The sequence below is a fragment of the Streptomyces sp. 5-10 genome, assembly GCF_014712245.1.
GTDB lineage: Bacteria > Actinomycetota > Actinomycetes > Streptomycetales > Streptomycetaceae > Streptomyces > Streptomyces violaceusniger.
In genome coordinates this window covers 371,558-391,026 of sequence record NZ_JACVYG010000001.1, presented here as the reverse complement: position 1 = coordinate 391,026, position 19,469 = coordinate 371,558, and the positions used below count along the sequence as shown (strand labels likewise).

General features: G+C 71.2%; 17 protein-coding genes and 1 pseudogene. 7 read left to right on the top strand and 11 right to left on the bottom strand.

Features of this window, described 5'->3' with window-relative positions; all coding sequences use genetic code 11:
• Positions 1 to 36: 36 nt before the first annotated feature.
• Positions 37 to 1,299 carry an MFS transporter gene (locus IEJ02_RS01830; protein ID WP_191063005.1) on the top strand — a complete coding sequence of 421 codons (1,263 nt, stop codon included), beginning with the start codon at positions 37 to 39 and terminating at the stop codon, positions 1,297 to 1,299.
• Positions 1,300 to 1,422: 123 nt separating this feature from the next.
• Here the strand turns inward: IEJ02_RS01830 and IEJ02_RS01825 are convergent, their stop codons facing one another.
• Entirely contained in the window at positions 1,423 to 2,400 is a 978-nt protein-coding gene (locus IEJ02_RS01825) for a transposase (RefSeq protein ID WP_191063004.1), read from the bottom strand.
• 508 nt (positions 2,401 to 2,908) lie between these two features.
• On the opposite strand from IEJ02_RS01825, the pseudogene IEJ02_RS01820 reads away from it, so the two are divergent.
• Positions 2,909 to 3,394, top strand: a pseudogene (locus tag IEJ02_RS01820) (PTS transporter subunit IIC); the annotation flags it as partial.
• 51 nt (positions 3,395 to 3,445) lie between these two features.
• On the opposite strand, the gene IEJ02_RS01815 reads toward IEJ02_RS01820, so the two are convergent.
• On the bottom strand, positions 3,446 to 5,695 hold the full coding sequence (locus IEJ02_RS01815) for an ATP-binding cassette domain-containing protein (RefSeq protein ID WP_191063003.1): 2,250 nt from the start codon (positions 5,693 to 5,695) through the stop codon (positions 3,446 to 3,448).
• A 135-nt stretch (positions 5,696 to 5,830) separates the two neighbouring features.
• On the opposite strand from IEJ02_RS01815, the gene IEJ02_RS01810 reads away from it, so the two are divergent.
• A complete protein-coding gene (locus IEJ02_RS01810) occupies positions 5,831 to 6,565 on the top strand; it encodes a MerR family transcriptional regulator (RefSeq protein ID WP_191063002.1) in 735 nt (244 codons plus the stop codon).
• 57 nt (positions 6,566 to 6,622) lie between these two features.
• Positions 6,623 to 7,105, top strand: a complete 483-nt coding sequence (locus tag IEJ02_RS01805) for a VOC family protein (RefSeq protein WP_191063001.1) — start codon at positions 6,623 to 6,625, stop codon at positions 7,103 to 7,105.
• A 202-nt stretch (positions 7,106 to 7,307) separates the two neighbouring features.
• Here the strand turns inward: IEJ02_RS01805 and IEJ02_RS01800 are convergent, their stop codons facing one another.
• Complete coding sequence (locus IEJ02_RS01800; RefSeq protein ID WP_191063000.1) at positions 7,308 to 8,258, bottom strand: serine/threonine dehydratase; 951 nt, start codon at positions 8,256 to 8,258, stop codon at positions 7,308 to 7,310.
• 35 nt (positions 8,259 to 8,293) lie between these two features.
• Between IEJ02_RS01800 and IEJ02_RS01795 the strand changes: the two genes are divergently transcribed.
• Positions 8,294 to 8,944, top strand: a complete 651-nt coding sequence (locus tag IEJ02_RS01795; protein WP_191062999.1) for a TetR/AcrR family transcriptional regulator — start codon at positions 8,294 to 8,296, stop codon at positions 8,942 to 8,944.
• Positions 8,945 to 9,002: 58 nt separating this feature from the next.
• Here IEJ02_RS01795 and htpG read toward each other — a convergent pair whose 3' ends face one another.
• The 8 genes from htpG to IEJ02_RS01755 form a co-directional block, all read right to left on the bottom strand.
• Positions 9,003 to 10,946, bottom strand: a complete 1,944-nt coding sequence (gene htpG / locus IEJ02_RS01790; RefSeq protein ID WP_191062998.1) for a molecular chaperone HtpG — start codon at positions 10,944 to 10,946, stop codon at positions 9,003 to 9,005.
• Between the two features lie 158 nt (positions 10,947 to 11,104).
• Complete coding sequence (locus IEJ02_RS01785) at positions 11,105 to 11,260, bottom strand: hypothetical protein (RefSeq protein ID WP_165556222.1); 156 nt, start codon at positions 11,258 to 11,260, stop codon at positions 11,105 to 11,107.
• A gap of 145 nt (positions 11,261 to 11,405) precedes the next feature.
• Entirely contained in the window at positions 11,406 to 11,852 is a 447-nt protein-coding gene (locus IEJ02_RS01780; protein WP_191062997.1) for a nitroreductase family deazaflavin-dependent oxidoreductase, read from the bottom strand.
• Positions 11,853 to 12,002: 150 nt separating this feature from the next.
• A complete protein-coding gene (locus IEJ02_RS01775) occupies positions 12,003 to 12,191 on the bottom strand; it encodes a hypothetical protein (protein WP_191062996.1) in 189 nt (62 codons plus the stop codon).
• 169 nt (positions 12,192 to 12,360) lie between these two features.
• The gene (locus IEJ02_RS01770) at positions 12,361 to 13,038 is read right to left on the bottom strand and encodes an SCO2207 family protein (RefSeq protein WP_191062995.1); all 678 of its coding nucleotides are present in this window, start codon (positions 13,036 to 13,038) and stop codon (positions 12,361 to 12,363) included.
• 188 nt (positions 13,039 to 13,226) lie between these two features.
• Positions 13,227 to 13,934, bottom strand: a complete 708-nt coding sequence (locus tag IEJ02_RS01765) for a dienelactone hydrolase family protein (protein ID WP_191062994.1) — start codon at positions 13,932 to 13,934, stop codon at positions 13,227 to 13,229.
• A gap of 229 nt (positions 13,935 to 14,163) precedes the next feature.
• Positions 14,164 to 15,225 carry an aldo/keto reductase gene (locus tag IEJ02_RS01760; RefSeq protein WP_191062993.1) on the bottom strand — a complete coding sequence of 354 codons (1,062 nt, stop codon included), beginning with the start codon at positions 15,223 to 15,225 and terminating at the stop codon, positions 14,164 to 14,166.
• A gap of 139 nt (positions 15,226 to 15,364) precedes the next feature.
• The gene (locus tag IEJ02_RS01755) at positions 15,365 to 16,903 is read right to left on the bottom strand and encodes a Rieske 2Fe-2S domain-containing protein (protein ID WP_191062992.1); all 1,539 of its coding nucleotides are present in this window, start codon (positions 16,901 to 16,903) and stop codon (positions 15,365 to 15,367) included.
• 232 nt (positions 16,904 to 17,135) lie between these two features.
• Between IEJ02_RS01755 and IEJ02_RS01750 the strand changes: the two genes are divergently transcribed.
• Positions 17,136 to 17,834, top strand: a complete 699-nt coding sequence (locus tag IEJ02_RS01750) for a histidine phosphatase family protein (protein WP_191062991.1) — start codon at positions 17,136 to 17,138, stop codon at positions 17,832 to 17,834.
• Between the two features lie 52 nt (positions 17,835 to 17,886).
• Positions 17,887 to 19,368, top strand: coding sequence for an FG-GAP-like repeat-containing protein (locus tag IEJ02_RS01745; protein WP_263407891.1), 1,482 nt, complete (start codon positions 17,887 to 17,889; stop codon positions 19,366 to 19,368).
• The last annotated feature ends 101 nt before the right edge of the window (positions 19,369 to 19,469 follow it).

The following is a 19,469-nucleotide window of genomic DNA, read 5'->3' as shown; positions in this document are numbered from 1 at the left end:
GGTGAGGTTTTGCGTTAGCCCCGTAACGTGCTCGGCATGATGAGGCGTTACGCGCTGGGGTGCTATCTGGGCGGGGCGGCCGCCGCCCGCGCGGGGGACGAGATGTCCGGCCCCGCGCTGCTGCTGGCCGGGCCGGCGCTCACCGGCTCGCCCTCCTCCGGCTCATCGCTGCTGGCGGGGATCATGGCCGCGGCCGCGGTCGGCGGACCCCTCTTCGGGGTGCTGCTCGACCGCTCCGCCCGGCCCGGCCGACTGCTGGCCGTGGCGCTCGCCCTCTACGTGGCGGGGCTGGCCGCGATCCTCCTGGGCCTGGGACGGGTGCCGTTCACCCTCACGGTTCTCCTGGCGGTGGGCGCGGGGTTGCTGGGACCCGCCCTGTCCGGCGGATGGACCTCCCAACTGCCCCGAGTGGCACCGCCACCGGGCCTCCCACGCGCCACGGCGCTCGACGCGATGACGTTCAGCCTCGCCGCGCTGGTGGGGCCCGCACTCGCCGGAGCCGTCGCGGGGACGGCCGGTGCACCGGCCGCCGTGGCCGTGTCCATCGCGCTGATCGGCCTCGCGCTGCCCGCCGCCTGGACGCTCCCCGCGCCCGCGCGATCCGCACCGCCGGGCGCGTCGGCTCCACCGCCGGGCGCGTCGGCCCCACCGCCGGGCGCGTCGGCCCCACCGCCGGGCACGTCGGTCGTCGCCGATCTCACCGCCGGGCTGCGGGCCATCGTCCGCAACCGGTCCCTGGCCCGGGCGACCGCCACCTCCGTCGTCTCCTGCGTGGGTCAGGGCGCGCTGCTCACCTGCTGGCCGCCGCTCGGCGCGGCCGTGTTCGGCGGCGCCGACCGCGGCGCCCTGCTGCTGTCCGCCACCGCAGCGTCGGCCCTCGTGGCGGGCGCGGTACTCTCCCGCCACCCCCGGCCGCCGCGCCCGGACACCGTGCTCCTCGGCGGCACCCTGCTGCTCGTCCTCGCGCCCCTGCTCGCGGCCACCGGCCACCCGGCCGCGCTGATCGCCGCCGTGCTGCTCACCGGTGCCGCCGAGGGCCCCCAGCTCACGGCCCTGTTCGCGATCCGCCACCGGGAGGCGCCCGAGCGGCTGCGCGGCCAGGTCTTCACCACCGGCGCCAGTCTGAAGATCACCGGCTTCGCCCTCGGCGCGGCCCTCGCCGGTCCGCTCGCCACCTGGTCGCTGCCCGGCGCCCTGGTGGTTGCCGGGGGGTGCGAGGCGTTCGCGGTTCTGGTCTTCGTATGCTTGCCGGACCCTGCGGAGGCTGTCGCTCCGTTTTCGCCCCCCGGGGCTGTGTGACAGAGCCATGTCATCCATGATGACCTGCATGGAAGATGTGAAAGACCTGCTCCCCGTCGAAGCCGTCCGGCTCGACGTACGGGCGGCCGACTGGCGTGAGCTCACCTGGGTTTTCAACCGTTCCTAGGGCCGTTGGCCAGCGCTGGCCAACTCGCCGTAATCCGGCCCGATGGCCCGGTGACCCTCCAAACGGTCTTGAGGGTCGGGGAACAGCGCGAGTTGGTCACCTCGGCGTGGCCGGGTCTTGCCGCCCTTGGTGGGCGCGCCCGCCGTCCTGGGTGGACTCGCGGTCCCGCACGCCCGTGGGAGGGACACGGTCTGGCCGGTAGCTCTCCGCTCCACCATCCTCCGGTGGTGGGCGGTCACACCTGGCCGACGCCGGATCCCGTGCCCGAGGGCGCGCCGTCCGATGGCCACCGAAGCACTGTGGTGCCGAGTGACCGTAGTCCTCCGCGACTGGTCCTGAAGAGGCCGGGTCCAATGCTGTCCGCCCCAGCGACTGGTGTACGCCGGGTCGACCGCGATGACGACCAGGCCCCGGTGGTAGGCCATGCCACGCAGCCGCTCACGGAAGCGGCCGGTGGGGATGCCCGACACCGTGCGGCGGAACATCGTGCCACGCCTGCCGCGCCCCATGGTCTCGCGACCGGTGGCGCGGGCGTCGGCAAAGTCCAGATCCTCGATCGCGATCCCCACGCAGCCGTGCTCGTGAGCGAGGGCGATCAGCCCACTGATCGCGGCGCGCAGCCGTCCGTCCCGCGTGGTCGCCGGGCCGGTCAGGTCCAATGGGATCGTGACCGGTTCGCCGATCGGGTTGCCGTGCCGGTCGAGCACGCAGGCGGCCAGGTGATCCGAGTTGAGGTCGACTCCGAGTAGCCGCGCACCTGGGGTCTTGACCTCATTCAGGTTGGGCGGCTCGGCCGTGTCGGCCGTCCAGGACGCGTCCAAGTACCAGCGGTCACGGGCCGGGTCACAGGTGATGTCATAGCGCACGGCCCGGTGGGCGGTGACGCGGTCCAGCCACTCGCCACGCCGGTGCTGGAAGACCACACCGGAGCCCAGCCGGTAGCGGCCCCTTGGGGCGTTGGCCAGATGCCGCAACGGCTCGGGCGCAGGCTGGCGCGCTCGTCGTACAGGCAGCGCATCGACAGCTGGAACTGGTTCTCGCTGGCCCGGGTCATCGCCCCGGCCCAGCGGGCTGAGGACACCTTGGTGAGCTTCTTCTTCCGCTCGGCCCACTGCGTGTCCTTCCCGCTGGCCCGGCCGATCCGGACCCGCTCGGCCAAGTCGGCCCGCTGGTGGCGGCCGAGGTGCTCGCCCACCAGGCGCAGGACCTTCTCATCGGCCGGACTCAGCCTCAGGCGGCCCCTGATCCGCGCCCCCGGTGGCGCGGCCACGACGAACGGAGCGGCCAGCACACGAATTGCACGCTTTCTGCCACGTTCGCGTGCCACCTGTCGCTCCCCTCCGCCAGTCGCGTCGAACTCAACCGCCGTCACCGATCATGCGTTCTGGACACCTGCACGGCCTCGGGAACTGGTCTCGTTCACCCGTACGAAGGACATGATGGCCGACCACGGCCTAAACCCCAGAGTCAACACTTACTTACCCGGCCTTCGGCCTCGCCCTGGTGCTGCCCGGTCTGGTGCCGCACTTCTTCACCGGCGGCGCGGCCGGGGTCTACGGCAACGCGACCGGGGGCCGGCGCGGCGCGGTGGTGGGGGCGTTCCTCAACGGGCTGCTCATCACCTTCCTGCCCGCCCTGCTGCTCAAGGCGCTCGGCGCGTTCGGCGACCAGAACACCACCTTCGGCGACGCCGACTTCGGCTGGTTCGGCGCGCTCATCGGCAACGCGGGCAAGGCCGGTGGCGCCGCCGGGATCGTGGTCATCGTGCTGCTCGGCCTCGCGGTCCTCGGGGCCGCGATCCTGGTGCAGAAGCGGGTGGCGGACACCGGCTGGGACCCGGGCGCGGCGCGTGACGCCCTGATGCCGCGCGAGAGCGCGGTGGCGCCGGCCGAGCCGGGCACCACCACGGCCGCCTACGCCAAGATCCCGCCGCCCGCGGGCGCTCCCGCACCCCCGCCAGCGCCCTGACGCGGCGTGCCGCCCCGGTGGTCCCGTCGGCGGGACCACCAGGGCGGGGCCTCACACCTGCTTGACGTAGTCGCGCAGGTGGACGGCGGTGAGGGAGCCACCGGTGTCCACGAGGTCGGCGGGGGTGCCGGTGAACACCACCTGACCGCCGTCGTGCCCCGCCCCCGGACCCATGTCGACGATCCAGTCCGCATGGGCCATCACGGCCTGGTGGTGCTCGATGACGACGACCGTGTTGCCCGTGTCGACAAGCCGGTCGAGCAGGGCGAGCAACTGGTCCACATCGGCGAGGTGCAGTCCGGTGGTCGGCTCGTCCAGGACGTATGTCGTGCCGCTCCGCGCCATGTGGATGGCCAGCTTCAGCCGCTGGCGCTCGCCCCCGGAGAGCGTGGTGAGCGGCTGGCCCAGCGCCAGATAGCCCAGCCCCACCGCGGCCAGCCGGTCCAGGATCACCCGGGCCTGACCGGTGGTGAAGAACTCCAGCGCCTCGGCCACCGACATGCCCAGGACCTCGCTGATGTTCCGCCCGCGCAGCCGGTACGTCAGCACCTCGGGCCGGAACCGCCTCCCCTCGCAGTCCTCGCACACCGAGGCCACCTCGGCCATCATGGCGAGATCGGTGTAGATCAGCCCGATGCCCTTGCACCGCGGGCAGGCGCCCTCCGAATTGGCGCTGAACAGCCCCGGTTTGACGCGGTTGGCCTTGGCGAACGCCGTCCGGATCGGATCGAGGAGCCCCGTATAGGTGGCCGGGTTGCTGCGGCGGGAGCCACGGATCGCCGACTGGTCCGCGACGATCACCTCCTCCCGCCCGGACAGCGACCCGTGGATCAGGGAGCTCTTGCCCGATCCGGCGACACCAGTGACGACGGTGAGCACACCGAGCGGGATGTCCACGCTCACATCCCGCAGATTGTGCAGCCGCGCGCCCCGGACCGGCAGGTGCCCGGTAGGCTGCCGCACCTTCTCCCGCAGCCGCACCCGGTGGTCCAGATAGCGCCCGGTCAGGGTGTCGGAGGCGCGCAGGCCCGCCACATCGCCCTGGTAGCAGATGCGCCCGCCCGCCACTCCGGCGCCGGGCCCCAGGTCCACCACGTGGTCGGCGATCCGGATGGTCTCCGGTTTGTGCTCCACCACCAGCACCGTGTTGCCCTTGTCCCGCAGCTGGAGCAGCAGCCGGTTCATGCGCTCGATGTCATGCGGGTGCAGGCCGACCGTGGGCTCGTCGAAGACATAGGTGACATCGGTGAGGCTGGAGCCCAGGTGCCGGACCATCCGCACCCGCTGGGCCTCGCCGCCGGACAGGGTGCCGGACTCCCGGTCCAGGCTCAGGTACCCCAGGCCGATCTCGACCAGTGAGTCGAGGAGCGCGCGCAGGCTCTCCAGCACCGGCCCGACGGAATCGTCCCGGATCCCGCGTACGAACTCCGCCAGATCGCTGATCTGCAGGGCCGAGCAGTCCGCGATGGAGCGGCCGTCGATCCGGCAGGACCGGACGGCCTCGCACAGCCGGGCGCCCTCACACTCGGAACACTCGGTCAGGGTCATGGCCCGGTCGGCGAACGCGCGCATGCGCGGCTGCATCGTCTCCCGGTCCTTCGCCAGGTACTGCCGGCGGACCTTGGTCACCAGCCCCTCGTAGGTGAGGTTGTTCTTCCCCACCTTGATCTTGGTGGCCGGTTTGTGGAGGAAGTCCTCCCACTGGGCCGGGGTGTAGTCCCGGAGCCTGGTATCGGGGTCGAAAAGGCCGGAGGCCGCCATAACCTGCCAGTGCCAGCTGTCCACCTCGAATCCGGGGACGGTGATCGCCCCCTCCTTCAACGACTTCTTCCTGTCGATGAGTTGGCCGATGTCGATGTCGGTGACCCGGCCGAGCCCCTCGCACCGCGGACACATGCCCTCGGCGGTGTTGAAGCTGAAGGCGAGGGGAGGGCCGACGTACGGGCTGCCGATCCGGCTGAACAGGATCCGCAGCAGGGTGTGGGCGTCGGTGGCGGTGCCCACGGTGGAACGGGAGTTGGCGCCCATCGGCTCCTGGTCCACGATGATCGCCGCGCTCAGATTCCGCAGCGAGTCGACGTCCGGACGGCCGAGGGTCGGCATGAAGTTCTGGACGAACGCCGTATAGGTCTCATTGATCAGCCGCCTCGACTCCGCGGCGATGGTGTCGAAGACGAGCGAGGACTTACCGGATCCGGAGACACCGGTGAAGACCGTGAGCCGCTGCTTGGGAATGTTCACACTCACGCCCTGGAGGTTGTTTTCCCTGGCGCCACGGACCTTGATTTCGCTGACATCCATGCCTTCAAGTGTTTCATTGAAGTGCACGTTGAGACTTTTCCCGGCTTTCTGCCCAACCCCCGCCGGACGCACCGCGATGGAGCCGACGCTAACCTTCAACTCGCCCGTGAACCCCCGATCCGAAGGTGACGAACCGTGAGCCGTACGGACGCCGCGCTGCGCCCCGTCGATCTGGCCCGTATGGCGGGTGTCTCCACCCAGCAGATCCGCAACTACGTCGACGCGGGCATCCTGCCCCCGGCCACCCGCACCCCCGCCGGATACCGCAGGCTCGACGACCGGCACCGCAGAGCCCTGGTGACCTATCGGGCCCTGATGCCGGGGTACGGCGCGGAGACCGCCCGCGCGGTCATGCGGGCCGTCCACGACGGGGACGTCGCCCTGGCGCTCACCCTGGTCAACGCCGGCCATGCCGCGCTCCACGATCAGCGGCTCTCCCTCGAGGCGGCGGGGAAGGCGCTCGAAGCGGTCGCCGAGCAGACCCCGGACACCTCGGTGCCGTCACGCTCCGGGCCGCTGCGCATCGGCGAGGTGGCCGCACGTCTGGGGCTGCGCACCTCGGCCCTGCGGGTGTGGGAGTCCGCCGGTCTGCTGCGCCCGCGGCGCGACCGGAGCACCGGCTATCGCGTCTACGGGCCGTCCGACGTCCGGGACGCCCGGATGATCGACCTGCTGCGGCAGGTCCGCTATCCGCTGCCGCAGATCCGGCCCGTCCTCGACGGGCTGCGCCGCACGGGCAGCAGCGAGGCCCTGCGCACGGTCATCGCCCGACGTCAGGAAGGGCTCGCCCAGCGCGCCACGGCGATGCTCGAAGGCTCCTGCCGGCTGCACCACTACCTGACGGAAAACGGGTCGGCCGAGGACCGATGAGTTCCCGGCGGGGGAGCGGTCTCTATGGGTAAACGCTCCCCAGCGCAGGAGGTACCGATGGCCAGCGACGGATTCACCACGTGCCTGTGGTTCGACGGCCGGGCCGAAGAGGCGGCGCAGCACTACGTCTCGATCTTCAAGAACTCCAGGCTCGGACGGATCACGCACTACACCGGGGCCGAGCCCGGCGGCCCGGCGGGGAGCGTGCTGACCGTCGAGTTCGAGGCCAACGGACAGAAGTTCGTGGGGCTCAACGGCGGGCCGGAGTTCACCTTCAACGAGGCCATCTCCTTCCAGGTCCACTGTGCGGACCAGGACGAGGTGGACTACTACTGGAGCAAGCTCTCCGAGGGTGGCGAGGAGGGGCCCTGCGGCTGGGTGAAGGACAAGTTCGGGGTGTCCTGGCAGGTCGTCCCCACCGTCCTGCTCGACATGATCGGCGACGCGGACCCGCGGAAGGCCAAGCGGGCCACCGAGGCGATGATGAAGATGGGCAAGCTCGACATCGCCGCGCTCCAGGCGGCGTACGACGGCGCGTAGTCCATCGTGGTGGACGGCCGCCCGTTACGGCATCCGGTCAGCCTGCCGTACGGGCGCGTCCGCCGAGTCTTTCCCCTCCCCGCCTCTTCCCACAACTGGGGCTCCGCCCCAGACCCGGGGTCCAGGGGCGAAGCCCCTGGTAGCGGGAAGGGGCGGGGAGGGGAACAGCGCGCCGCAGGCGTCACGCTCCGTCGGACGCCGCTCAGCGGCCGTGGGTGAGGTCCGCGGGGTCGGTGTTGGCGCCGCAGAGGAGCACCGCGACCTTCTCCCCGGGGCGCGGCCGGTACGCGCCGGAGGTCAGGGCCGACAGCGCCGTGGCCGCCGCGTGCTCGACCGCGATCCTGCGGTCGTCCCACAGGGCCTGGCGCGCGGAGACGATCGCCTCGTCGGACACCAGGACGGACCGCACCCCGTCCTTGCGGGCCCACTCCAGCGCGGCCGAGGACACATGGCGGGCCCCGAGCGAGTCCGCCGCCACCGAGTCCACCGGGACGTCGACCACCGCACCGGCCTCCAGCGCGGCGTTCAGGGCCCGGCAGCCGTACGGCTCCACCGCGACGACCTCCACGCCGCGCTCCAGGGCGGACACCGCGACCCCGGTGAACAGCCCGCCGCCCCCGACCGCCACCACCACGGTGTCCAGGTCGGGCCGGGCCTGGAGGATCTCCTCCATCACGGTGCCCGCCCCGGCGGCGATCAGCGGGTGGTCGTACGCGTGCGAGAGCAGGGCACCGGTCTCGGCGGCGTGCTTCTGGGCGGCGTCCCGCGCGTCGGCGTACTCGGTGCCGATCTGGTGGACCTCGGCGCCGAGCCGGCGCAGCCGGTCCACCTTCACCGCGGGCGCGGTCTCGGGCACGAACACGGTGGCGGGCACGGAGTGCCGGGCGGCCGCCCAGGCGCATGCGAGCCCGGCGTTGCCGCCCGAGGCGATGATGGCACCCGCGTCCGGCAGGGTGCCCGCCTCCCGGTGGACCCTGATGAAGTTGAACGCGCCCCGCGCCTTGAAGGTGCCCGTGTACTGAAGGAACTCCAGGGCCAGCCATCCCTCGGCCGGACCCCATGCCCCCTGCTCCACCGGCGCGAGCGCCACGGGCCGGATATGTCCCGCGACCCGCTCGGCCGCGGCGGTTACGTCCTCAATGGAAACTGTCACTGAAACACTGTAACAACCACTGGTACGCTCGGGACGTGCGTAACAACCGGGACCGAGCCGACCAGCCCACCCTGGAGGCCATCGCCGAAGCCGCCCTGACCGTCGTCGACGACGAGGGGCCCGAGGCGCTGAGCTTCCGCAGGGTGGCGCAGCTGCTGGGGGTCTCCCACGCCACGGTCTTCCGCCGCTGTGGCGACTTCGACGGCCTGGTGAACGCGTGCGCGGACCGGCTGGCCGCGCGGATGCCGCTGGTGGGACGGGACCAGGACTGGGCCACCGCCACCGAGGCCCGCTTCCGCGCGTTCTACGAGGCGCTGATCGAACATCCCGGGCTGGTGGCGCTGCGGTCGGGCCGCGCCTGGTGGGGCCCGCATCTGCTCAGCCGCCTCGTGGAGCCACAGCTGGCGCACAGCATCGCCGCCGGAATGACGCCCGAGGCGGCGATCCGGGTCTACCGGCGGCTGTATCTGCTCACCCTCGGCGCCGTCGCCTTCGTCGACCACCGCAACGCGAAGCAGGTGCGCACCGCCGCGCGCACCGCGCTCGCCGCGCTGGACCCCGAGGACTTCCCGGCCCTCACCGGACACCTGGACGTGATCGTGTCCGCGCAGACCGACCACGAGGTCTACCACGGCGCGCTGCGACAGCTGATCGACGCCTCCGCGGCGGCCTGTCTCGGGCGGTGACCGACGCGAAGCGGGGCGGGTCCCGAGTGGACCCGCCCCGCTTCACGCCAAGGAATGGCTACAGCGTCTGCTGCACCCGCTCCGCCACCAGCTTGATGAAGCGCGACGGATCGCTCAGCTCACCGCCCTCGGCGAGCAGCGCCATGCTGTAGAGCAGCTCCGCCGTCTCCCCGAGATCGCTGTCGTCCTTGCGCTCGGCGTGGGCCTTGCGCAACCCGCTGACCAGCGGATGGGTGGGGTTCAGCTCCAGGATGCGCTTGATCTGGGGCAGGTTCTGGCCCATGGAGCGGTAGATGTTCTCCAGGGCCGGGGTGACATCGAAGGTGTCCCCGACGATGCAGGCCGGGGAGGTGGTCAGCCGCGAGGACAGCCGCACCTCCTTGACCTGCTCGCTCAGCGTCGACGTCATCCAGGAGAGCAATTCGGCGAAGTCCTTCTGCCGCTGCTCCCGCTCGGCCTCCGCCTCCTCGTCCTTCTCGTCCTTCGAGTCGAGGTCCACCTGCCCCTTGGCGATGGAGCGGAGCTGCTTGCCGTCGAACTCCGGCACGGCGTCGACCCAGAGCTCGTCGATGGGGTCGGTGAGGAGAAGCACCTCGAAACCCTTGTCCCGGAACGCCTCCATATGGGGCGAGCTCTCCACGATCGACCGGGACTCTCCGGTCATGTAGTAGATGTGCTCCTGCCCGTCCTTCATGCGCTCGACATAGCCGCGCAGCGTGGTCGGCTGCTCGGCGTCATGGGTCGAGGCGAAGGAACACACCTCGAGAATCGCCTCGCGGTTCTCCAGATCGCTGAGGAGGCCTTCCTTGAGAACGCGGCCGAATTCCTTCCAGAAGGTCGCGTAGCGCTCGGCGTCGGAGGACATGATGTCCTTCACCGTCGAGAGCACCTTCTTCACCAGACGGCGCCGCATCAGCTGAATCTGGCGGTCCTGCTGAAGGGTTTCCCGCGAGACGTTCAGCGAGAGGTCCGCGGCGTCCACCACGCCCTTGACGAAGCGGAGGTACTCCGGCATCAGCGCTTCGCAGTCGTCCATGATGAAGACGCGCTTCACATAGAGCTGCACACCCCGCTTGCGGTCCTGCATATACAGGTCCTGCGGTGCCCGGGCCGGAATGAACAGCAGCGACTGGTATTCGAAGGTGCCCTCCGCCTGCATGCGGATGGTCTCGAGCGGATCGACCCAGTCGTGGCTGATGTGCTTGTAGAACTCGTGGTATTCCTCGTCGGTGACCTCGTCCTTGGGACGGGCCCACAGCGCCTTCATCGAGTTGACGGTCTCGAGCTCGGGCGCCTTCTCCTCGCCCTCCTCCGCCTTCTCCGCGTCCGTGGTGGCCGGGGCCTGGGCGGGGGCCATCCTGATCGGCCAGGTGATGAAGTCCGAGTGCTGCTTGACGATTTCCCGGATCTTCCAGGGCGAGGCGTAGTCGTAGAGGTGGTCCTCGGTGTCCTCCGGCTTGAGCTTCAGCGTCACGGAGGTGCCCTGGGGGGCGTCGTCGATCGGCTCGATCGTGTAGGTGCCCTCGCCGCTGGAGACCCAGCGGGTGCCCTGGCTCTCCCCGGCGTGACGGGTCTCCATGGTCACCTCGTCGGCCACCATGAAGCTGGAGTAGAAGCCCACCCCGAACTGCCCGATGAGATCCGCGGAAGCGGCCGCGTCCTTCGACTCCCGCAGCTCCTTGAGGAATTTCGCGGTGCCGGAGTTCGCGATCGTGCCGATGAGCTCCACGACCCCGTCATGCGACATGCCGATGCCATTGTCGCGGACGGTCAGCGTGCGTGACTCCTGGTCGATCTCGATGGCGATATGGAGATCAGAGGTGTCCGCCTGAAGGCTTTCGTCGCGGAGCGATTCGAGGCGCAGTCTGTCCAGCGCGTCGGACGCGTTGGAGATGAGCTCGCGCAGAAAGACGTCCTTGTTCGAGTAGATCGAATGGATCATCAACTGCAGAAGCTGTCGTGCCTCGACCTGAAACTCGAAAGTCTCGACCCCTGTAGTCAACTGTTTCCCCTCGTGAGATAAGTGTCGACGCCATCAAGCACAGTGCGTCGTCGGCAGCTTATCGAAGGTGAGGGGCGTCGAGCGGCCTTCCGGGCAGATGACGGACGGCCGCTCATGGAGCCGGATGCGGTGGCCCCGGGCGACGGGGCCGGGGTGCGTCAGCCGCCGCCGCGCACCTTGCTCCAGTCCAGGGCCTCGGCGGCCTCGCGCTGGATTTCCTCGGCCGCCTCCCGGGCCTCCGCGGGGACGTCGCCGTGCTCCGCCACGAGGCTGTCGTAGATCGGCGCGAAGTCTGATGTGTCTGTCGTGGTCATGTGGCGCACTTCCTTGGGGTACGGATTCCGGGTCGGCTCCCGGCTACCCGATCTATCCAACAGGCATGCTTTGACGTCGATCACATGGGGGCTCCCGGTGATCCACAGGCGCCCCGGCGCGCCGGAGCGCGCCGGGACCCGCGGGTCAGTGCGGGGTGGCGGCCGGCTCCAGCACGAAGACCGGGATCTGGCGGTCGGTCTTGGTCTGGTAGTCGGCGTAGTCCGGGTACGCCTCGACCGCGCGCTTCCACCACCGGGCCTTCTCCTCGCCGGTGACCTCGCGCGCGGTCATGTCCTGCCGCAGCGGGCCGTCCTGCAGCTCGACCCGCGGGTCGGCCACGATGTTGTAGTACCAGACCGGGTGCTTGGGGGAGCCGCCCAGCGAGGCGACGACCGCGTAGGTGCCGTTGTGCTCCACCCGCATCAGCGGGGTCTTGCGGATCTTTCCGCTCTTCGCGCCCAGCGTCGTCAGGACGACCACGGGCATGCCCCGCATGGTCGTGCCCTCGGTGCCACCGGAGCTCTCGATCAGCTCGACCTGATCGCGTACGAACTTCTCCGGGCTCGGCTCGTACTCACCCTGCAACGGCATGATGTCCGTCCCCTCGTCTCGTGTGCGAAGACTCGCCTTGCGTCTCCCCGTGCCGATGAACAACACGGGGAGTACGCGAGATCATCCCGGCGGCTCCGGCCGTCGGGGCGGCGACGCGAGGGGATCGGTCGCGGGCTGGGGGTTCGTCCGTCACGCCGCCAAGCGGCGCTGCTCCGGGGAGGGGGTGGGGGCGGAGGTGGGGGTTTCCTTGTCACCGTTCCGCTCCGCCGCGCGCTTCGACTCATCGGAGTGACGTCCCTGAGGGGGGAAGGTCAGGTCCGGTACGTCGACGACCGGCGGCAGATCGGGAGTGAGCATCGGCTGCTCATTTCTGTCCATGGCGAGTGGGTACCCAGGTGTGGCGGCCTCACCCTGCGATACCGGTCACAGTCGGACATGGTGCCCAGATCGGCGGTTCGCGCCCATGCGGGACGGACCGCCGAACGGCCGGTGTGCACCCCCGTGGCACACCGGCCGCGGCCGCCGCGCGGCGGCCGGTGTGGCCGGATCAGCCCACGCGTTCGATGCGCGCGTTGCGGATCAGGAATTTGCCCGGCTCACGGACCTGCTCGAAGGCGGCGTTGTTGAGCAGGGCGCAGCTGCCCGAGGTCGAGGTGACGGAGACGGTTGTCGACTTGTCGTTGTCGAGGTTGGTCACCTTGAGCTTGGTGCCGACCGGGAACTCATTGCTGGAGGCGGCCGGGGCCCCGCCCTCGCCGGACAGGGTGACGGTCGACCCCGCGCAGACGACCTCGCCCGAGGCGCCGGCGTCACCGGCCCCGGAGTCCGAGGCCCCCGCCGATGCGGAGGCCGATGCGGAGGCGCCGCCCTCGGCCGGGGCCGCCGCCTCGTCCTGGCCCGCGGCCCCCTCCGCCTGGCCCGCGGCCTCGTCGACGGCGCAGCCCGAAGCCCGCTGCTTCCGCTTGATCTCCTCGATGACGTCCTGCCGGTTGGCTATCCGCGCCGGTGACTGCGCATCCGGGTTGGCCTGCTGATCGGCGATGAACTTCTCGTTGTTGGCCAGCGCCTGCTCCAGCCCGGCGCAGGCCGTCGAGGACTGCGCCGCCCCCTCGGTGCTGGCGTTGCTGGTGGCGGCCAGCACCCCGGCGCCGGTGCCCGCCAGCGCCAGCGAACCGATCAGCAGGCCGAGCTTCTTCTTGCCGCTGAGTGTCCTTTTGCGTGTCATGTCGACTCCTTTTCGAGCTGTCCGCCATGGCATACGGGCGGATGCCGGAGTCGTCTCAGGGCCGGACGGAAATTTTTCGGGGAAATGTGGTTGAGAATTGAACGGCGGTGGGTTCTCCGGGCCCGACCTTAAAAGGGCCTTAAGGCTTCATGAAGCCTTAAGGCCCTTTCCGGGGCAAGCCGATTTCATCAGTCCAGCCGCTGGTGCAGGAAGCCCAGCGTGCTCCGCCAGGCGGATGCCGCGGATTCCGCGTGATAGGACGGGCGCTCGTCATTGAAGAAGGCGTGACTCGCGGGGTAGAGCCGGAAATCCGGCTCCACGCCGGACTCCTCCCGCACGACCCGGCGCAGCCGCTCCAGACCGTCCAGCGGAATGGAGTTGTCGTTCTCCCCGAAATGGCCCAGGATGTCGGCCCGCAGTCCGGAGAAGTCCGGCAGCTCGCCCTGGATGACGCCGTAGAAGGGCACCGCCGCGCTGACCCGGGAATCGGCGGCGGCCAGATACAGCACGAAGCCGCCGCCCATGCAGAAGCCGACCGCCCCCACGGTGGCGGAGGTGACCTCGGGCCGGCCGAGGAGATGGTCCACCGCCCCGGAGAGCAACTCGACCCCGCGGCCCACCGGCAGTTCCCGCATCATCCGGTACGCCTCGTCGGCGTTATGGGCGACGCTGCCCCCGTACAGATCGGGCGCCAGCGCGACGAAGCCCTCAGCGGCCAGCCGGTCGGTGACATCGGCGATGTGGTGGTCCAGGCCCCACCACTCCTGGATGACGATCAACCCGGGGCCCTGCCCGGACGTCGGCAGCGCCAGATAGCCGTGCGCGGTGGCCCCGGCGCTGGGGAAGGTGACGTTCTGGCGGGCGGGGGAGCCGGTCGGCTTCGGGGCCTCGGGCATGGCGGATCGCTCCTGTCGTACCGGTCGTCGCTGGCCCCACCCATCGTAGGGACGGCCCGTGCCACCAGGGCGCGGCGCGCGCTGCCGCCGAACGCGCTCCTACGGGGTGGCCGCCGCGTGGCAGATGGCTTCGCCCCCGCACCCCGGGGCCTGGGGCGGAGCTCCAGCTGAGGGAAGGGGCGGGGAGGGGAACAGCCCGCCCCAGGCGTCGAGACCCGTCGGACACCCCCTAGAGGATTCCGCTCGTGGCGCGGCGGTGGGTGGAGCGGCGGTCGTCGATCTCGGCCCAGCGGTCGCCGTAGATGTTCTCGGTGATGCCCGGGTCCCGTACGAAGTCGTGCGGGAAGCCCAGCGGCACCGCGCTGACCTCGTCCAGTCGCGCCACCGCGGCGGCGTCGAGCCGGACGTCGACGGACCCGAGGGCGTCGGCGAGCTGGGACTCCCGGGTGACGCCGACGATCGGGACCACGGTGCCGGGGCGGCCGCGCAGCCAGGCCAGCGCCACCTGGGCCGGGGTCCAGCCGCCCTGTTCGGCGATCTCCAGCACCGCGGTGATGGTGGCCTCCTCGTTGTGTTCCGTGCGGTCGTCCCAGGTGGCGTGGGTGGTCAGCCGTCCCGGTTCACCACGGCGGTACTTGCCGGTGAGCTTGCCGCCCGCGAGCGGGCCCCACGCCAGCACGGCCAGGTCGAAGGCGCGCGCCTGCGGGAGGAGTTCGCGCTCGGGGGTGCGCTCCAGCAGGTTGTAACGGAGCTGCGAGCCCGCGAAGCAGGTCCAGCCGCGCAGTTCGGCGAGCGTGTTGGCCTGGGCGATCTCCCAGGCGGGCCAGTCGGACACCCCGATGTACAGCACCTTTCCGGCCCGTACCAGATCGTCGAGCGCCCGCATCACCTCCTCGACGGGGGTGAAGTTGTCCCGGGCGTGCACCCACAGGACATCGAGGCGGTCGGTGCGCAGCCGCTCCAGGCTGTCCTCCACCGAACGGACCAGGTTCTTGCGGTGATTGCCCGCCGCGTTCACATCGCCCGCGCGGGTCGCGCAGGTGTACTTGCTGGCCAGGACGAAGCTGTCCCGGCGGCCCTGGAGCAGCTCGCCGAGAATGGCCTCCGAACTGCCGCCGGTGTAGTTGTTGGCGGTGTCGACGAAGTTGCCGCCCGCCTCCGCGTAGCGGTCCAGCAGCCGCCGGCTGGTCTCCTTGGCGGCCCCCCAGCCCCAGTCCTCGCCGAAGGTCATGGCGCCCAGGCTCAGCTCGCTCACCCGGAGGCCGGTCCTGCCGAACAGTGTGCAGCGCACGGTGGTCCCCTTGCGTCGGTCGTGTCGTGACGTGCGCCGACGCTAGGAGTTGAAGAGCGCTCCAGGGCAACTCGGCGGGCCGTGGTGGCGATCGCCGCCACGGCCCGGCCCGGCGGGGGTCACGGCCCGGCCCGGCGGGTCACGACACGGCCGAGGCGCGGATGTCGTGTCCGTCCGCGGTCAGACAGCGGCCCGTGGTCAGGTCGTAGCGCCAGCCGTGCAGGGTGCAGGTGAGCACCTCGCCCTCGATCTGCCCGAACCGGCCGAGATCGGCCCGCAGATGGGGACAGCGCCGCTGCACCCGCCAGCCGTCCAGCACGATGTCCTGGCCGTCGTCCTGGCAGGAGTCGTAGTAGTTCTCCACGTACTCGATGCGCTCCATCGACAGGCACTTGAAGAACACATACAGGAACTCGTTGTACGGCCCGATCCGGCTGGCGGTGAACCGCATCGACAGCAGCAGGCTGTTGGACCAGTCCACCTCGCGCCGCTCGATGTTGGTGGCCACCAGATCGGCCGAGGTGGAGAGCGTGTAGCGGCAGCGCTCACCGTCCCAGAGGCGGACCTCCCGCGCCGGGAAGTCGATCACGATCGGCACCTCGCCCACATCCAGCCGCGCCGGGCCGCCGACGCCCGCGCAGATCCGGTCGGCCCTGGTCAGCAGCGGTTCCCACCACTGCTTCAGCTCGGCCAGCAGCCGCTCGCGCGGCAGTGCGGGTGACCGTGAGGCGCGCTCGGCGGCGAGCGCGGGCTGCTGCCGGCGGGCGAACTCCCGCAGGTACGCGGGCTTCTCGCCGAAGATGTGCTCGATCTCCGTCTCGGTGTAGCGGTGGGTGAGCTTGCACGCGGTGCCCTCCGGCTCCGCCACCGTACCCGGCAGCAGCAGATGCGCCGTCACCCGCGGGCGCGCCCGGCCCAGCCGGCGCAGGAACTCCAGCTGGTCCACGAAGATGCTCTCCCCGTCCTGACCGGTGCCGTTGTGCTCGAAGAGCTCGTCGTCCAGGAAGCACGGCGGGCCCGCGTTGGGGAACACATGCTTGGCTTCCACCGCGTCGATGTAGCGCAGCGCCCGCTCGAACTGTCCCTGCCGCTTGCGCGCGGCGAACTCCTTCTTGGCGGAGAGCGGCAGCTGGTACACCATCGGGTACCAGATCGCCCCGGAGAACTGGACGAAGTACGCGTCCACCTCGCCGAACTCCCGGATCGCCGCGATGTCCAGCGGATGGGCGTCGTTCTGGTTGAGCAGCACGGTCCGGCCGTCGTCCAGCGAGAGCGCGGAGTCTCCGATGGGTCCGTCCCCGGGGCCGGTCAGCGCGGTGATCATGATGCGCAGACCGTCGCGCTCGACCGGTGTCCCGGAGGGGACGCGGAGGAAGTTGGTGAAACCGAGCGCGCTCAGCTCGCGTTCCAGCTCATCGGTGGCGAAGGCCGGAAGCAGCACGGTGACGTTCTTGCGTACGCTCCGGCGCAGGTTCTCCGCGTCGAAGTGGTCGCGGTGGAGATGGGAGACATAGAGATAGTCCGCCGCGCGCCCGTAGTGCGCCCAGTCCAGATCGGTGTTGTCGGGGAAGGGAAACCAGGAGCCGAAGAAGGCGGGGTTGACCCATGGATCGCAGAGCACCGACCCCGCCGCGGTCTCGATGAACAGCCCAGCATGCCCAAGTCCGGTCACGCGCATACCACAGCACCCCAAACGGGTCGGTGATGTCCGATATCTCCACCGTGTCGGGGTTCATGGCCATGTGCATCCGCGGCTGGGCTTGCCGGGTGGCGCGATCCGCCACCCGGGTCACGCCGGTGTCTCCGCCATGAGACGGTGGGCGCGACGGTCGTCCGCCGCTCCGGCGCGGATCCCGGAAGGCGCCCTCGGCATGGGCGAAGGGTGCGGATCGCGGATGAGGAGGGGCTGGGTGGTGCGGATCACGTTGGTCGCGCCCGCCGTCAACGCGGCGCTGCGGCAGGTGCGGTTCGACGACGCCGCGCCGGACGCGGCCGGATTGCGCCGGGCCGCGGCGGCGGCCACGGCGCTGCCCCACCACGACATGGCGTTCACCGCGCCCTCCGAGCGCTGCCGCGGTACCGCCACGGCCCTGGGACTCGACGCCGCCGTGGCGCCCGAGCTGGGCGATCTCGACGTGGGCCGCTGGCGGGGCCGTTCGCTGGACGAGGTGGGGCAGGAGGCGCCGGAGGAGGTGGCCGCGTGGCTGTCCGACCCGGCCGCGGCGCCGCACGGCGGCGAAACGCTGCTGGAGCTGGTGGAGCGGATCGGTGCCTGGCTGGAGACGCGGCGGGAGGACCCGGCACAACCCGCACCCGCCCGTGCGACGCGCAGGGAAAGCCCGGCACCGGCCGCACCGCCGACCTCCGCCGGTGAGATACGCCGGGAAGGCCCGCCCCCGGCCGCACCGCCCGCCCCCGCCCGTGCGGCGCGGCTGCTCGCCGTCGTGGAACCGGCCGTGGTCCGGGCCGCGCTCGTCCACGCCCTCGGCCTTCCCGCGCCCACCTTCTGGCGGCTGGACGTCGCCCCGCTCACCGCGACGGAGCTCAGCGGCCGCGCGGGCCGGTGGAATCTGCGCTGCGGACATCCGCTGGCGGGGAGCGCGCCGTAACGAAATGATCTCTCCGATGGCGTGTCGCCACCGGATGCGCTGTCGTGTCCTGATGGCATCCCCCACCACCGGGCTCCGCCCCGCCACCGCCACCCTCTGCGCCGCCGCGCTGGCGTTGCTCACCGCCTGCGGCGGTGGCGGTGGCGACGACGAGACCAAGGGTGGCGACGGGGCCGGGAAGAGCACGGCCTCCCCCGTCGTCACCCCCACCGCGACCGCTCCCGTCCCCCGGGGCAAGGGCAGCGCGCTGGCGGACGACCTCAACGGCGACGGCCGCCCCGAGCTCAGCATCCCGATCGCCTCCGGCGACGAGGGACTCGGCGGCCTGCGCCGCATCGCCTATGTGTACGGCTCGGCGAAGGGCCCCGACCCCGCCGTCCGCACCGTGCTCGGCCGTGACGACCTCGGCCTCCCCACGGGCGCCGGGTGGAAGGGCACCGCGGGCGAGATGGACTCCGCGACCACCGCCGACCTCGACGGCGACGGCTACGCCGATGTGATCGTCACCGCCACCAAGGAGCGCGACCCGGCCAGTGGCGAACGCGTGCACATCACCACCCAGACGCTGCCCTACATCGCCTGGGGCGGCCCCGGCGGGCCACGCCGGGGAACCCCCGCCACTCCGGTGCGGCTGGCCGACGCCGACGACGGCCTCGGGAGCTCGCGGCCCCTGGCGACGGGCGACTTCAACGGGGACGGACACCACGACCTGGCCGCCGTGCGCCAGAGTGGCAAGGACTTCCACGTGCTGTACGGCCCGTTCGGCCGCGACGGCGAGGCGGCCCGCACCGAGACGTACGCCAACCCCCTCGGCCCCAGCGGCCAGATCGCGGAGCTGTACGCCGACGCCATCGACGGCGACCGGCCCACCGGTCTGGTGGTGCACGAGCAGGGCGACGCCGACCAGACCAGGTCCGCGCTGCTCACGGCGGGTCCGGACGGCCTCGCCCCCACCGGCCGCCCCCTCCGCAAGGGCAACGCGATCGCCTTCGGCGACTTCGACGGCGACGGGAAGCGGGATGTGGCGGTCGCCGACACCGGCAGCCGCAATGACGAACCGGGCTATGAGACCGAACCCGCGGACGTCAGCCAGTCGGTGAGCGTGTACACCCGGCGCACGGCCGGATCGACCCCCGAGCCGATCAGGATCCCCGCGCTGGGCGGCGATGTGCTCGCCGCCGCCGACACCGATGGCGACGGCACCGACGAACTGGCCGTCTCGCTGCGCACCGGCGGCACCGAACTGCTGACGATCCGCCCGGACGCCCCCGGAGAGATCGCCCACCGCCGCACCCTCGACCGCGCCGTCCCGTCCCGCGTGGACGGCCGCGAGGTGCCGAAGAAGCGGCGCGCCGTCAGGCTCTACGGCGCCGGGGACTTCGACCACGACGGCAAGGACGAGGTCGTGCTGGCCTGGGGGCCGGACCCGTTCTTCGCGCTCTACGGGGAGAAGCCGCAACGGTTCTGGGTGACCGACGGCACCGATGACACGGTGGTGTTCACCAGCGCGCCCTACGGCAAGGGCGGCGCATGAGGCCAGGTGCTCCACCGCACGCGTGTCCGTGCGCACGACCCTCTTCGCCCGGCCCCGCCGACGCCTTACTGTGGGCGTCAGCCGGCCGGTGAGGGGGAGGC